16 protein-coding genes are annotated in these 14440 nt (G+C 71.9%); 4 read left to right on the top strand and 12 right to left on the bottom strand.

Going from position 1 to position 14440, the window contains the following annotated elements:
* Positions 1-8: 8 nt before the first annotated feature.
* Both ABD785_RS19045 and ABD785_RS19040 read right to left on the bottom strand, forming a co-directional pair.
* Complete coding sequence (locus ABD785_RS19045; RefSeq protein WP_344829873.1) at positions 9-1124, bottom strand: histidine kinase; 1116 nt, start codon at positions 1122-1124, stop codon at positions 9-11.
* 43 nt (positions 1125-1167) lie between these two features.
* A complete protein-coding gene (locus ABD785_RS19040; protein WP_344829870.1) occupies positions 1168-1752 on the bottom strand; it encodes a sulfite oxidase-like oxidoreductase in 585 nt (194 codons plus the stop codon).
* A 235-nt stretch (positions 1753-1987) separates the two neighbouring features.
* Here ABD785_RS19040 and aroF point away from each other — a divergent pair, with 235 nt between their 5' ends.
* Complete coding sequence (gene aroF / locus ABD785_RS19035) at positions 1988-3019, top strand: 3-deoxy-7-phosphoheptulonate synthase (protein WP_344829868.1); 1032 nt, start codon at positions 1988-1990, stop codon at positions 3017-3019.
* A gap of 4 nt (positions 3020-3023) precedes the next feature.
* On the opposite strand, the gene ABD785_RS19030 is transcribed toward aroF, so the two are convergent.
* The 3 genes from ABD785_RS19030 to ABD785_RS19020 are packed head-to-tail and all read right to left on the bottom strand — an operon-like array spanning position 3024 to position 5102.
* Complete coding sequence (locus tag ABD785_RS19030) at positions 3024-3701, bottom strand: hypothetical protein (RefSeq protein WP_344829865.1); 678 nt, start codon at positions 3699-3701, stop codon at positions 3024-3026.
* On the bottom strand, positions 3691-4029 hold the full coding sequence (locus ABD785_RS19025; protein WP_344829864.1) for a tRNA-binding protein: 339 nt from the start codon (positions 4027-4029) through the stop codon (positions 3691-3693). Before ABD785_RS19025 ends, ABD785_RS19030 begins: the two co-directional genes overlap by 11 nt.
* Positions 4030-4055: 26 nt before the next feature.
* Entirely contained in the window at positions 4056-5102 is a 1047-nt protein-coding gene (locus tag ABD785_RS19020) for a DUF5919 domain-containing protein (protein WP_344829863.1), read from the bottom strand.
* Positions 5103-5222: 120 nt separating this feature from the next.
* Between ABD785_RS19020 and ABD785_RS19015 the strand changes: the two genes are divergently transcribed.
* Both ABD785_RS19015 and ABD785_RS19010 read left to right on the top strand, forming a co-directional pair.
* Positions 5223-6389, top strand: coding sequence for a M20 metallopeptidase family protein (locus tag ABD785_RS19015; protein WP_344829861.1), 1167 nt, complete (start codon positions 5223-5225; stop codon positions 6387-6389).
* A 50-nt stretch (positions 6390-6439) separates the two neighbouring features.
* Positions 6440-7366: a DUF5954 family protein gene (locus tag ABD785_RS19010; protein ID WP_344829859.1), complete on the top strand. Its 927-nt coding sequence runs from the start codon at positions 6440-6442 to the stop codon at positions 7364-7366.
* 18 nt (positions 7367-7384) lie between these two features.
* Here ABD785_RS19010 and thiI read toward each other — a convergent pair whose 3' ends face one another.
* Positions 7385-8596, bottom strand: a complete 1212-nt coding sequence (thiI, locus tag ABD785_RS19005; RefSeq protein ID WP_344829856.1) for a tRNA uracil 4-sulfurtransferase ThiI — start codon at positions 8594-8596, stop codon at positions 7385-7387.
* A gap of 124 nt (positions 8597-8720) precedes the next feature.
* Between thiI and ABD785_RS19000 the strand changes: the two genes are divergently transcribed.
* Positions 8721-9794 (top strand): carboxymuconolactone decarboxylase family protein, encoded by a 1074-nt coding sequence (locus tag ABD785_RS19000; RefSeq protein WP_344829854.1) that lies wholly within the window; start codon positions 8721-8723, stop codon positions 9792-9794.
* A 19-nt stretch (positions 9795-9813) separates the two neighbouring features.
* On the opposite strand, the gene ABD785_RS18995 is transcribed toward ABD785_RS19000, so the two are convergent.
* The 6 genes from ABD785_RS18995 to ABD785_RS18970 form a co-directional block, all read right to left on the bottom strand.
* Positions 9814-10338 carry a DUF3592 domain-containing protein gene (locus ABD785_RS18995; RefSeq protein WP_344829851.1) on the bottom strand — a complete coding sequence of 175 codons (525 nt, stop codon included), beginning with the start codon at positions 10336-10338 and terminating at the stop codon, positions 9814-9816.
* A gap of 57 nt (positions 10339-10395) precedes the next feature.
* A complete protein-coding gene (locus tag ABD785_RS18990; protein WP_344829849.1) occupies positions 10396-11421 on the bottom strand; it encodes a 6-phosphofructokinase in 1026 nt (341 codons plus the stop codon).
* 91 nt (positions 11422-11512) lie between these two features.
* Complete coding sequence (locus ABD785_RS18985; protein ID WP_344829847.1) at positions 11513-11920, bottom strand: SCO6045 C-terminal-like domain-containing protein; 408 nt, start codon at positions 11918-11920, stop codon at positions 11513-11515.
* Positions 11917-12708 carry an MbnB/TglH/ChrH family RiPP precursor modification enzyme gene (locus tag ABD785_RS18980; protein ID WP_344829845.1) on the bottom strand — a complete coding sequence of 264 codons (792 nt, stop codon included), beginning with the start codon at positions 12706-12708 and terminating at the stop codon, positions 11917-11919. The genes ABD785_RS18985 and ABD785_RS18980 overlap by 4 nt, the downstream gene beginning before the upstream one ends.
* Positions 12705-13625 (bottom strand): TIGR04222 domain-containing membrane protein, encoded by a 921-nt coding sequence (locus ABD785_RS18975; RefSeq protein ID WP_344829842.1) that lies wholly within the window; start codon positions 13623-13625, stop codon positions 12705-12707. Before ABD785_RS18975 ends, ABD785_RS18980 begins: the two co-directional genes overlap by 4 nt.
* 106 nt (positions 13626-13731) lie before the next feature.
* On the bottom strand, positions 13732-14370 hold the full coding sequence (locus ABD785_RS18970) for a response regulator (protein WP_344829839.1): 639 nt from the start codon (positions 14368-14370) through the stop codon (positions 13732-13734).
* Between the last annotated feature and the right edge of the window lie 70 nt (positions 14371-14440).

Genomic DNA, 14440 nt, shown 5'->3' with positions numbered 1-14440 from the left:
GCAGCGGGTCATCCGGGGTGGACGCCCGGCCGGTACTTGGGGATCCTGAGATCGATCTTGGTTCCGGCGCCGGGGGCGGTCTCGACGACCAGGCCGTACTCGTCGCCGTAGACCTGGCGCAGCCGCTCGTCCACGTTGGCCAGGCCGATGCCGGCGTTGGGCTCCGGATGGCCCGAGAGGATCGCCCGGACGTGGCCGGGGTCCATCCCCACGCCGTCGTCCTCGACGCTCAGCCGGGCGTCGGGTCCGGAGTCGCGGCCGGTGATCCGGATCCGGAACACCGGGCACGCCGCCTCCATCCCGTGCCGGATGGCGTTCTCGACCAGCGGCTGGAGCGACAGGAAGGGCACCGCCACCGGCAGGATCTCCGGCGCGACGTCCACCGAGAACCGGAGCTTCTCGCCGAACCTGGCGGTCTCGAGCTGCACGTAGCGGTGGATCGACCTCAGCTCGTCGGCCAGCGTGGTGAACTCGCGCGGGTTGCGGAAGGAGTAGCGGGCGAAGTCGGCGAAGTCCAGCAGCAGCTCCCGGGCGCGTTCGGGGTCGGTGCGGACGAACGAGGCGATGGTCGTCAGGGAGTTGTAGACGAAGTGCGGCGAGATCTGGGCCCGCAGCGCCCTCATCTCCGCCTCGGCCAGCCGCGCCCGTGAGGAGTCGAGCTCGGCGAGCTCGAGCTGGCCCGACACCCAGCGGGCCACCTCCGACAGCGCCCTGACCCGCGCCGGGCAGGACTCGGCCCCGAAGGCGGTGAGGGTGCCGACGATCCGCCCCTCGACGGCCAGCGGCGCGATCATCGCGGCCCGCAGCACGCACTCCGGATCGGGGCAGGGAAGTCCCTCCGCCACCCGGGGACGGCCGGAGGCCAGGACGGGCGCCACCAGCCGGAGGGTCTCGTGATCGCGGCCCCGCCCCTCCCAGACGAGCAGGCTCCGCTCGTCGGTGAGGGCCACGGCCTCGGCCCCCAGCAGCGCGCGCAGATGCCGGGCGGCCTTGCGCGCGCTGTCGGCGTTCAGTCCGGCCCGCAGCGACGGCGACGCCTGCGAGATCGTGTGGAGGGTGGCGAAGGTGGCGTCGTCGGACGAGGTGCCGAAGCCGTGCTTCTGTCTCCGCAGCTTTACGCCCATGACTGGGCACCATAACGGACAGTTACCGACTACGCACTGAGAATTACTCCTCCTGGTAGGAGTACCGCTGTTCCTTCCAGGGATCGGCGGTGGTGTGATAGCCGCGTTCCTCCCAGAACCCGCGGCGGTTCCCCACCATGTACTCGATCGCCCGCGCCCACTTCACGCTCTTCCACGCGTACAGGTGGGGGACGACCATCCGGACCGGGAACCCGTGGTCGGCGGTGATCTGCTCGCCGTTGTGGTGGGTGGCCAGGACCGTCTGCTCGGCGAGGAAGTCCTCGAGCCGGATGTTGGCGCTGTAGCCGTACTCGGCCCAGACCATGACGTGGGTGACGTCCGGGTGCGGCGGGACCAGCTCCGCCAGGGTGCGGCCGGTCACGCCCTCCCACAGGTTGTCGGGGATCGTGAACTTCGTGACGCAGTGGAAATCCGCGACGATCTTGTGCTGCGGGAGCTTCTGGAACGCCGCCCAGTCCCAGCGGCCCTCGCCTCCGTCGGCGGTGATGCCGAAGACGCGGAAGTCCCACTTCTCTTCGCGGAAACGGGGCACGGGCCCGTAGTGCAGCACCGGGAATCCCCGTGGCACGTACTGGCCCGGCGGCAAGGGCTTCTCAGGAGGGGTCATCTTCCGGCTCATCCTGCCATCCCGCGGCTGTGAGGCGAATCGCGCCCCCCGGTGTGGGCACCACGGACGATCATGAGCTATGGTGTGTCCCGTGCGTAACGTCGTTTACTTCTTTTGGTATGGCGAGCCCGGGTCAAGGGTGATCGTCAGCCGGACGCTGCGCTGACAGACTTCACACCAACGAGCCCCGGGCCCCACAGGTCCGGGGCTCTTGGCATTTCTGAGGGGAAAACCCATGGTCGTCGTGATGGCTCCTGAGGCCACCGAGTCCGACATCCAGAACGTCGTCACGCTCGTCGAGACGGCGGGCGGCGAGGCGTTCGTCTCGCGTGGCGTCAACCGCACGATCGTCGGGCTGGTCGGGGACAGCACCCGGTTCGGCACCCTGAACCTGCGCGGGCAGCGCGGCGTCGGCGACGTCATCCGGATCACCGCCCCCTACAAGCTCGTGAGCCGCGAGAACCACCCCGAGCGCACGGTCGTCCACGTCGGCGGCGTCCCGATCGGCCCCGGCACCATGACCCTGATCGCGGGCCCCTGCGCGGTGGAGACCCCCGACCAGACCCTCCAGGCCGCCCTGATGGCGCAGCGGTCGGGCGCGACCCTGCTGCGCGGCGGCGCCTACAAGCCCCGGACCTCCCCCTACGCCTTCCAGGGCCTCGGCGCGGCCGGGTTGAAGATCCTCGCCGACGTCCGCGCCGAGACGGGCATGCCCGTCGTCACGGAGGTCGTGGACGCCCGTGACGTGGAGCTCGTCGCCCAGTACGCCGACATGCTCCAGATCGGCACCCGCAACACCCAGAACTTCGCCCTCCTCCAGGCCGCCGGAGAGGCCGGCAAGCCCGTCATGCTGAAGCGCGGCATGTCCGGCACCATCGAGGAGTGGCTGATGTCGGCCGAGTACATCGCCCAGCGCGGCAACCTCGACATCGTGCTGTGCGAGCGCGGCATCCGCACGTTCGAGAAGGCCACCCGCAACACCCTCGACATCTCGGCCGTCCCGGTCGCCCAGCGCCTGTCGCACCTGCCGGTCATCGTCGACCCGTCGCACTCGGGCGGCCGCCGCGACCTGGTGCTCCCCCTGACCGCCGCCGCGATCGCGGTCGGCGCCGACGGCGTCATCATCGACGTCCACCCCCACCCCGAGTCGGCCCTCTGCGACGGCCCCCAGGCCCTCGTCGACACCGACCTCGAGGAACTCGCCGCCCTCGTCCGCACCCTCCCCCAGGCCGTCGGCCGCGCCCTCACCGAGGTCGTCGCCGTCTGACCCGTCAGGTGCCCGCGGGCAGCCCCTCGAGGCTCAGCCCGTAGAGGCCGTAGCGCCCCTCCTCGGTGACCTGGAAGCCGGCCTCGGCGATCATCTTCTTGACGATCTCCGGCCGGAGCGCCGAGGAGGTGTAGCCGGGGGCGCGGAAGTGCTGGCCGCGCTCGTCCTCGGTGAACGCGCCGGCCAGGCCGCACCGCTCGAAGTAGCGGGCCCGGACCGCGCGCACCGCCGCGCTCTGCCGGTAGGCCAGCACCAGGACGTCCGCCCCGGCGTCGGCGACGGCCAGCAGGGCCCGCCCGGGATCGGGCAGGATCCCGACGAGGTTGAACGGCAGCACCGCCAGGACCCGCCCGCCCGGACGCCATCCCTCCGCCGCCAGCAGCCGGGGAAGGTCCACGACGTCGCCGGCGACGGCCAGCGATCCCGGGGGCAGGTCCGGGCGCAGCCGGGCGACGGCCTCCGCCGCGAGGTCCACCCCGAAGTAGGGAAGGCCGAGATCGCGCGCCACGGGCCACATGAGGCTGCCGTCGGCGCAGCCCGCCTCGATGACGGCGCCGTGGCCGTGGGCGGCGAGCAGCGCGCGCAGTTCGGCACGTTCCCTATCCAGGTGCTCGGCCAGCTCGGCCGGGAGGTCGTGGGCCAGGGCCGTCCAGTGGGCGGAGAAGAACCGCTCAGTAGACATTGCCGCCCACGGCACCGCCCCGGCCGGGCTCCAGCAGCGACAGCCCGCCGTCCTCCGCCTTGACCCCGAGCAGCAGGAACTGCGAGGTGAAACCCGCGATGCGCCGGGACCCGAGATTGACGGCCCCGATGACGAGCCGGTCCTTCAGCTCCTCCGGCGTGTAGTCGGAGGCGGCCTGCGCGCTGGTCCACAGCGTGCCGATCTCGGACCCGAAGTCCACCTGGATCTTGAAGGACGGCTTGCGCGCCTCGGGGAACTCCTCGACGGCGAGGACCCGCCCGACGCGCAGGTCGACCTTGGCGAAGTCCTCGAAGGCGATGACGGTCATGCGATTTCTCCAGCGGTGGTCGGAGGTCAGTCCTGAATGAGACGTAGGAAAGTATCCCGTCCGGTTCCATATTTCCGGGTGAACTTGAGCTCGACCTCTTCGAAGTGATCGCGGGCCACGACCGAGAGCCGCCAGAGGCGCTCCCCCGCGGGCGGCGAGAGGCGCACGTCGTCGAACCTGTCGAGGAAGTAGCCGAGGCCCGCGACGGAGATGTAGTGGTCGCCGTTGATCGTCACGAACTCGCAGGACACCTCCTCGGGGTCCTCCCCGGGGATCGCGACGGTCAGCTCCAGCCGCATGTAGGCCGCGAGGTCGGCGGTGTCGGCCGCCTCCCACTTGGTCTCGAAGTCCTCCTCGACGAACCGGCCGACCGGGGTGTTGAGGAACACCTCGAGCTGGCTGGAGTCGTAGGCGCGCTCGTTGAGCGGGAAGAAGGAGATGAGCGCCTTCTGGTCCCAGCGGTAGAGCTGGACCGACGGCATGTTGGGGGTGACCCGCACCTCGAAGCGGTCGCGGAACTGCTCGGGGAGCCGCTCGCGGGCGAAGCGGTGCAGCTGCAGGAGGTTCGACTCGATCTCCCGCGCCACGTCGACGGCGCCCGGCCCCCGGCGTTCCCCGCCGAGCTCGCGGGTGCGCTCCTCCGCGGCGATCGACCCGGGGCTGAGCAGCAGGATCCGCACCTCGACCCCGCGGACGAGCGCCTCGCGCAGGATGTCGAGGAAGCGGGCGGCGAACGGGTCCTCGAGCAGGCCCGTCCAGGTCTCCATGATGGCGAGCGTGGAGTGGGCCTCGCCGAACCGGCGCAGGCACAGGTTCCGGTCGAGGCTGTCGTGCTCGACGACGCGTCCCGCGCGCAGTTCCTCGAAGACCGAGTCGAAGATGGCATAGGAGGCGACCACGAGCACGAGGCTCGCGCCGATGTTGAGCATCAGGTCACGCCAGTAGCCCCCGGCCTCGTGCGCGCCCACGAGCATCGCGACCGAGGACAGCCCCAGGACGACGACCGTCACGAGCTGCCTGCGCCGGTGGCGGAGAACGCGCCGGGCCGCACTGCGCATCCATCCGTCGCTCATGACAGCAGGATAAGCGCCCGGCACCTACCAAGATCCATCCTTTGGGGCCGATTTCGGCGCGGGCATGCGCGTTCGGGGGGACCGCGGGCGGGGCGGGGGCCGGTGGGGGATATTGGGATCATGTCGGAATTCCAGGACGGGCTCGTGGCCCTGCGGCGCGAGCTTCACGCCCTTCCCGAGCTCGGGCTCGATCTGCCCCGCACCCAGGCGGCGGTGCTGGCCGCGCTGGACGGGCTGCCGCTTGAGGTCTCCACCGGGGCGGGCCTGACCTCCGTGACGGCCGTGCTGCGCGGGGGGCGGCCGGGGCCGGCGGTCCTGCTGCGCGGCGACATGGACGCCCTGCCCGTCACCGAGAGCACCGGGCTGCCGTTCGCCGGGCCGGAGGGCGCGATGCACGCCTGCGGCCACGACCTGCACACGGCCATGCTGGTCGGGGCCGCGCGGCTGCTCGTGGAACGGCGCGAGGAGCTCGCGGGCGACGTGATCTTCATGTTCCAGCCCGGCGAGGAGGGTTTCAGCGGGGCCAGGCACATGATCGAGGAGGGGGTGCTCGAGGCCGCGGGGAGCGCGCCCGTCGCCGCCTACGCGCTGCACGTCGTGTCCAACATCCTGCCGTCGGGGATCTTCGTGTCGCGCGGCGGACCCGCCATGGCCGCCGCCGACCGGCTCCTCGTGACGGTGCGGGGGCGCGGCGGGCACGGATCCAGCCCGCACGCCGCGCTCGACCCGATCCCGGCGGCCTGCGAGATGGTCCTGGCCCTCCAGACCTTCGTGACCCGCAGGTTCGACGTCTTCGACCCCGTCGTGCTGACGGTCGGGCGGATCGCGGGCGGCACCGCCGACAACGTCATCCCCGGCTCCGTCGAGTTCGCCGCGACGATCCGGACCTTCTCCAAGGAGTCCCAGGCGCTCATGGAGGAGGGGACGGTGCGGCTGCTGCGCGGCATCGCCGACGGCCACGGGCTCGACCTCGACCTGGAGTACCGGACCGACTACCCCGTGACGGTGAACGACCACGGCGAGGCCGCCTTCGCCGCGCGGGCGCTCACCGAGGTCTTCGGCGACGGCCGCTACGTCGACTCCCCGCGTCCCTTCCCCGCCTCGGAGGACTTCTCCTTCGTCCTCGACCGGGTGCCGGGCGCGTTCATCCTGCTCGGGGCGTGCCCGCCGGACGCCGACCCCGCGACGGCGCCCATGAACCACTCCCCCGACGCCGTCTTCGACGAGGCCGTCATGACCGACGGGGCGACCGCCCTCGCCGAACTCGCGTTGCGCCGTCTGAGATAAATCCCCCAACCGACTGCGAAATCCCCGTCCACCTTGCACCATGAGTACTCATGGACGACGACGCCCTGTACCGCGACCTGGCCGACCTGTCGGACCCGGTCCGCGCGGTCGCGGCTCAGGACGCCCTCCGCGCCCACCGCGCCTATCCGCTCATGGTCCTGGCCGGGCCGATGTTCGGAGTCGCCGAGGAGACCCCCCACGGCTGGCAGATCATCAGCCTGGGTGAGGCGACCCCCCAGTGCAGCCGCGACGACCTGGCCAACCACCTGCGCCGCCTCGGGCCGTCCGAGGAGTACCAGGAGGCCGCGCGCGTCCTGGACTGGGAGCGCCACGACGAGATGACCGTGGCCGGGCGCCGCTTCCGGGTCGTCCGGGTCGAGCAGGTCCTGCGCATGAACGAGACCGAGCCGGAGCCGCCGCGCCCGACCGACCTCGATCCGCGCTCGGCCTACGACCACCCGATGGAGCTCCTGCCGGCCTTCCCTCGCTCCGAACCGCGCTCGCTGCTGTCGACCCAGTTCACCGCGGCCCTGTCGCGTCCGGGATTCCTGTCCGACGAGGCGCTCAACGACGCCCACCGCGCCGCCGCCACGCACCCGTTCCTGTTCCCGATGCGCCCGGCGTTCTCGGTCGCGGAGTACCTGCACGACGGCTGGCGCGCCGCCACGGCCGCCTGCCCGACCCCGACCCACGCCCGCAACTCCCTGGCGGACTATCTGCTGAACGTCCTGCCGGTGCTGGAGCACCCCGACCCCGAGACGGCGGCCGCCTACGCCCGCGCCGCCCATCTGCTCACCGGCGCCCGCCTCGACGAACTCGAGGTCCAGGGCCGCCGCTTCCGCATCGTCCGCCTCGAGAAGGTCGCCCGCCTGGGCCCCGACGGCCCCGAGCTCCCCCGCCCCTCCGACTTCGACCCCGACCCCCCGGTCGAGATCCTCGCCCTCCAGCTCAAGGCCGAGGGCCTCCTGGAGGAGTAGCCCGGCCGGAGGAGCAGCTCAGTCCGAGCCGTAGACGGGGCGGTGTTCCTGGACGGAGTCGGCGAGCTGCTCGGCGAGTTCCTCGGCGTCGAGGCGCTTCTCGATCTGGCGGAGGTCGGCGATCTTGGCTGCGGTCTCGGGGCGGCGGGGGGCGAGGATGGAGCAGCAGTCCTCGTCGGGGAGCTCGGAGATCGACAGGGTCGCGATACGGCGGGCCTGGTCCATGATCTCGGACTTGTCCATGCCGACCAGGGGGCGGAGGATCGGCAGGTCGACGGCGTCGTCGAGGGCCGTCATGTTGACGAGGGTCTGGCTGGCGACCTGGCCGAGGGAGTCGCCGGTGATCAGGGCTCCGCCGCGGCGGCGCTCGGCGACGATCTCGGCGGTCTTCAGCATCAGGCGGCGCTGGGCGATGATCGCGAGACGGTCGTCGCCCGCGGACTTGATCTGCTGCTGGGCCTTGCCGAACGGGACGACGTACAGCCGGGAGTCGCCCTGGAACTTGTCGAGCTCGCGGACGAGGGCGTAGGCCTTGTAGATCGACTCCGGGCCGGTGAACGGCATCCCGGAGAAGTGCAGGAAGTCCACGCGCAGCCCGCGGCGCATCATGCGGTACGCGGCGACGGGCGAGTCGATGCCGCCCGACATCAGGACCAGGCCGCGGCCGGAGGAGCCGACCGGCAGGCCGCCCTGGCCGAGCGGGCCGTCGGTGTAGACGAAGACCTCGTCGCGGTCGACCTCGATCGACACCGTGATGGCGGGGCGCTTGAGGTTGACCGGCAGCCCGAACTTGACGTTGATCTCCGACCCGATCGAGGTGCCGAGATCGGAGGAGGTCACGGGGAAGCGCTTGTCGCGGCGGCGGGCGCGCACGGCGAAGGAGCCGCCGGTGGCGGTCAGCGGGTGCTGGGCGACGACGTCCAGGGCGGCCTGGGTGGTGGCCTCGACGGTCTTGGCCACCCGCCACACCCGGTGGACGATCACGATGCCCATGACGTCCTCGAGCCGCCGGGCGACCGTCTCGACCTCCTCGGGAGTGCCGCCGGGCACCCGCACGACGATCACTCCGGACCGCTGCCACAGGTCGATCCTGAACCCGGTGGAGGCCACCGCCTTGCGGATGTTGCTCTGCAGGCGCTGTTCGAACTGGTGCCGGTTCTTCCCCTTGAGAACGATCTCACCGAGCTTGAGCAGGACACAGGGCTCACCGATGGCGTTCGCCACGGTCATGATCGACAACCTCCGCTGGACGTTTTGGGCTACCTTTCAGTGTCGCCCATCCCGGCGAGCACTTCGAACGAGTCGCCTCATTAGACTGCGTCATGAGCCTCCCTCCGGGCGACAGGATTTCCGCATGTCCGCGATCAACACCCGCTGGCCCCTCCCCCGCGTCCCGCGGGTCCGCCCCGCGATCCCGCTGCCGTGGTTCCCCCCGGCGACGGCCGCGGGAGCCGTCCTGGTGCGCCATCCCCGGCTGTTGTCCGCGCTGCTCCCGCTGTACCTGGCCTCCTATCCGGCGCTGTCGCTGAAGCCGCGCGAACGGGAGCTGGTGATCCTGCGGGCGTCGTGGAACGCCGGCGGCTACTACGAGTGGGGCCACCACGCGAACGTCCAGCGGGCGCTGGGGCGGGACTGGGCGTGGATGCGCCGGATCGCCCGCGGCCCGGAGGCTTTGGGCTGGGAGCCGCGCCAGGTCGCCCTGCTGCGCGCGGTGGACGAGCTGTACTCCTGCCAGCGGATCGGCGACGACACCTGGAGCCGGCTGTACTTCCTGTCACCGCGCCAGCGCGCCGAGCTCTGCCTGGTGACGGGCTTCTACGACGCGGGCGCCCAGCTCTACGGCAGCCTCGGCGTCCCCTACGACGGCTGGAGCAGGACCCCGCTCACCCTGCCCTCACCGCCCTCCTGGGCGGCGGCGCCGCCGGAGCCCCGCGGCCCGCGCGAGGCGCCCGCCCCGATCCCGGCCGGGACCCCGGAGCGGCCTTCCGTCCCGTGGCTGCCGGTCGCGCCTCGGGCCCGCAAGCTGCTGGCCGGGCATCCGCACCTGCCGTCCGCGCTGCGGTTCCTGGCCCACCGGGTCGGCGGTCATCTGACGCTGACGGGCGAGCGGATGGATCTGGTCGTGCTGCGGACCCTGGACCTGTGCGGCCGCGACTCCTCCTGGGCCCAGGAGGAGTGGCGCCTGCGCGCCCTGGCCGCCGAGCCCGGCCTCGCCGCCAGGGCGCGGACCGGCACCGCCGCCGACGGCCGCGAGGCCGCCCTCATCCAGGCCGTCGACGAGCTGCACACCGGCCGCTACGTGACCGACGCCACCTGGACCGAGCTCAGCGGCTTCCTGTCCAGCCGCCAGCTCATCGAGCTCCTGACGGCCGTCGGCGCCTTCCGGATGCTCGCCATGACCGCCACCACCCTCGACGGCCGCGTCTAGGGAACCGGTCCGGCGAACGTTAGGGAACCTCCTCGTCGCCGATGAGGTCGGCGGGGCAGTCGATCGGCTGGTCCTGGGCGTCGAAGCACTCGGTGGACGAGCCTCCCGAGCCGCCGCGCAGGTCCTCGAAGCCGTCGGTGAAGGCGCTGAGCAGCCCGAAGGACAGGGCCGCGAACACGAGGCCGACCGCCACGGCCACCAGCCCCGACCACACGGAGTGGGTTCCCTCGATCCGGGCCGCCGTCGGGTCGGCCGGGTCGTACAGAACCCCGACCTCCCGGCCGACGCCGTGACCTGAGGGGTCCTCGGCCTCGGTCCGGATCTCCCGGCCCTCCAGCGTGGTGAAGGCCAGCACGGGACGCCCGACGGCCCGCAGGTGCTCGCCCTGGCCGGTCAGCCGCGTCCGGACGTCGGTGACGGTGCCGGGCACCCGGCAGGCCGTGGCGGCGAACCGCCGGGAGCGCACGATGTTCCGGAGGCCCGCCACCGCGATCGCGAGCCCGGCCGCGATGAAGATCAGCGGTGTGTAACTGAGCATGTCCATGCGTGTCCCCTTTGGTCGGTCTCTCCCTGAGACCGACCGGGGACGTTACCGGTTCCCTCAGCCGAAGAAGACCTCGGCCTCGGCATAGCGTTCGACGGGGACGGTCTTGAGCGTCGCGGTGGCCTCGTCCAGGCCGACCCTGACGATGTCGGTGCCGCGCAGCGCGACCATGATGCCGAAGTCGTGCTCGTTGACGGCGTCGATGGCCTGGAGCCCGAACCTGGTGGCGAGGACCCGGTCGAAGGCGGTGGGGGTGCCGCCCCGCTGGATGTGCCCGAGGACGGTCGTGCGGGCCTCCTTGCCGGTGCGCTTCTCGATCTCCTTGGCCAGCCACTCGCCGATCCCGCCGAGCCGGACGTGCCCGAACGCGTCGAGGTCGCCGCCGAGCAGTTCCATCTGCCCGTCGACGGGGTGGGCGCCCTCGGAGACCACGAGGATCGGCGAGTACCGGGTCCGGAACCGCGACTCGACGTAGGCGACGACCCGGTCGATGTCGAAGGGCTTCTCGGGGATGAGGATGACGTTCGCGCCCGCGGCCATCCCGGCGTGCAGCGCGATCCAGCCCGCGTGGCGTCCCATGACCTCGCAGATCAGGGCGCGGTGGTGGGACTCGGCGGTGGTGTGCAGCCGGTCGATCGCCTCCATGGCGATCCCGACGGCGGTGTCGAAGCCGAAGGTGTAGTCGGTGGCGTTGAGGTCGTTGTCGATGGTCTTGGGGACGCCCACCACGGGGACGCCGGAGTCGTGCAGCGCCCGTGCGACGCCCAGGGTGTCCTCGCCGCCGATCGCGATCAGGGCGTCGACCCCGAGCGAGGCCAGGTTCTCCTTGATCCGCGCGATGCCGTTCTCGATCTTCAGCGGGTTGGTCCGCGACGACCCGAGGATCGTCCCGCCGCGCGGCAGGATCCCGCGGACGGCCTGGACGTCCAGGACGGTGGTGTCGCCTTCGAGCGGGCCGCGCCAGCCGTCGCGGAACCCCACGAACTCGTGGCCGTAGCCCGGTATCCCCTTGCGCACGATCGCCCGGATCACGGCGTTGAGCCCCGGGCAGTCACCGCCCCCCGTGAGCACTCCGATCCGCATGCCCTCCCCTTCCGCTCGCTCCTCCCCTCTGGTCTAGACCTCTTCTCGAGGGAGGGAAAGCACGGGTGAGAACGTCGTCACCTCCCGGCCATCACCGGCGCAGGACGACCCTCCGTCCAAAGGCCCCGAAAACCGCCCCACCAGGCACGCGGCGCACCACGGGACCCCTGCGCCGCCGGGGTTCACCCCCGTGGATCCAGCGGACCTCACAGACCACCAGGGCCGTCAGGGCGTCCCGGCCGAGGGACTCCCGGTGCTCCCGGGCGAACTCCCAGCCGTCCCGCCACGACCCGAGCGACGGCCGTCCCTCCGCCCATCGGACGATCTCCGCCTCGCTCCCGGCGAGTTCGGGCCACGCCCGGACGATCTCTCCCGACCGCTTGCGCAGCAGCGCCTTCGCGGCCGCCCCGACGAGCCGGGCGTCGAACCCGGCGGGAAGGCCGCCCCCGCCGACGAGCGCCCGCACGAGGGCCTCCTGCCGTCCGGCGAGCCCGCTCATGTGATCCTCGGCAGGGACGCGGCGTCGGCGACGGCGTCCAGCTCGCGGACGAGATCGGCGGCCGGAGGGTAGTCCCCGTCGCGCTCCAGCAGGTAGCCGAGGTGGTCCGGCACCCGCCGCGCGGTCTCGGCGACCAGAGCGAGGACCTCCTGCGGCAGGGCGTGCGCGTGGGTGTCGTGGTAGAGCCCGTCGTGCTCGGCGCCGCCCGCGACATGGACGTAGGCCACCCGGTCGAGCGGGAAGGACTCCAGCACCGCGACCGGATCCCGGCCGCGGTTGCGGGCGTTGGCGTACACGTTGGCGACGTCCAGCAGCAGCCGCGCGCCCGTCCGGTCGAGGAGCTCGGTGAGGAACTCGCCCTCGGTGAACTCGTCGTCGGGCCAGTCGAACAGCGCCGCGATGGGCTCGACGGCCAGCGGCACGTCCAGCTCGGCGAGCGTCAGCCTGATGTTGCGGGTGAGCGCGTCCAGCGACTCACGCGAGCGCGGCACCGGCAGCAGGTGGCCCGCCTCGAGCCCGCCCGCCCGGACGAACGCCACGTGCTCGCTGACCAGCGGCGCCCGGACGAGCTCGGCCGCCTCGGCCAGGAGCCGCACCCGCGCGGGGTCGACCTCCCCGGCGCCGCCGAGCGACAGCTTCACCCCGTGCGGCACCACCGGGACGTCCGGCAGCAGGGCGGGATCGATGTGGTGCAGCGACTCGGCGACGACCTCGGTGAAGGCCGGCCCCGGCAGCGCCCCGACGAACGCCGCGATCTCCGGCCGCCAGCCGATCCCGACCCCCGTCATCCGCCGCATCCCCCGCCGCCGCACGAGGAGCCGCCGCCGCAGGACGACCCGCTGGAGCACGAGGACCCGCTGGAGCAGGACGAGGACGAGGACGACGATCCCGACCAGGAGCCGGTTCCGCCGCTGCCCGCCAGCCTGCTGGCGACCTCGGACTCGGCCGCGAAGGCCGGGTCCATGCTGAACAGCACCGAGCCGCCGTAGATCGCGACGCCCATGGCGACGGCCTCGGGCCCGTAGGTCGACCAGGACGGCGACATGTGCGGCGCGTACACCCGGTAGCGGGTGATGGCGTCGGTGAGGGTCCAGGCGCCCGCGCGGGTCCTGCTCGGCACCCAGATCGTCATCACGGCCGTCAGCACCGCGAGCAGCAGGACGATGAAGACCAGGAAGCCGACCGGGCGCCCGTTGGCCGTCCCGGCGACGATCCTGGCCACGCCGAGCCCGACCAGCAGCCACAGGGGCAGGGCGGCGGCCCGCACCTGGCGCCGTTCCGCGGGGCCCATCAGCAGGCGCCTGCCCACCAGCTCCGCCTTGATCAGGTCGAGCTGCTGCCGCACCTGCGGCTGGTGGGGCAGCCCGCCGGTGGTGATGCCGCGGCCGATCGCCTCGAGGACGGCATGGTCGAGGGGGTAGAGGGTCATCCGCGGAGTGCCGACGATCGACAGCTTGGCGTTCTTGGCCGAGGCGATCACCTGGCCCGAGCGCAGCGCGCCCAGGCTGGCCGCGACGGCCCGCCTGCCGCCCCCGCTGAGGAAGGCCAGCTCGTAGTGGTGCAGGGCGCGGTCAGGCCGCTTCCCCGCCGAGGCCCACATGCGGATCAGCAGGACCACCACGAGCAGCCCGGCCGCCGCCACGCCATAACCGCCGAGGAATTCCGGCCCCGAGATGCCCCAGGTCGCCGTTCCGGAAGCCGCCATGCGCCACGCTCCTTCACCAGAGCCGGGAGGGTCCGGCTCCTCTGTGAGATGCGAGGAGAGGGGGGCCGGTTCCCGGTATTTCTCAGGCGAAGAATGACCTGTCGGGCTACTCGCCGTCCAGACCCTTTTCTATGGCGTATCTCACCAGCTCAACCCGGTTGTGAAGTTGCAGCTTCCCCAGGGTGTTCTGCACGTGGTTCTGCACCGTGCGGTGCGAGAGCACGAGGCGTTCGGCGATCTGCTTGTAGGTGAGGCCCTTGGCGACCAGCCGCAGCACCTCGGTCTCCCGCTCGGTGAGGCGGGGGGCGTCCGGCTCGGGCGCGGGCGCGGCGGCCAGCCGCCGGTACTCCCCGAGCACGAGGCCCGCCAGTCCCGGCGTGAACACAGCGTCACCGGTGACGGTGCGCGCCACGGCGTCGAGGAACTCCGGACGTCCCGCGGATTTCAGAAGGTAACCCGTCGCCCCCGCCTTGACGGCCTCGAGCACGTCCTCCTGCTCGCCGCTCGCCGACAGCACCAGCACCCGGATCCCGGACGCGGCCAGCGCCCGCGTCACCTCGACCCCGCTGATGTCGGGGAGCTGGAGGTCGACCACCGCGACCTGCGGAGACGCCGCGGAGGCGATCCGGACGGCCTGCCGCCCCTCCCCGGCCGTCGCCACCACGTCGTATCCGGCGTCGGCGAGGTCGCGGGCCACCGCGTCACGCCACATCGGATGATCGTCCACGACCATGACCTTGGTCATTAAACCTCCTTGAGTTAAATCGTTGTGACTTTGGCACAAAATGTGGATCGAACAGGAATTTGGGTACATA

The organism is Actinocorallia longicatena, assembly GCF_039534125.1.
Taxonomy (GTDB): Bacteria; Actinomycetota; Actinomycetes; order Streptosporangiales; family Streptosporangiaceae; genus Actinocorallia; species Actinocorallia longicatena.
The sequence above is the reverse complement of the archived record's forward strand: the minus strand, read 5'-3'. Positions and strand labels throughout refer to the sequence as shown.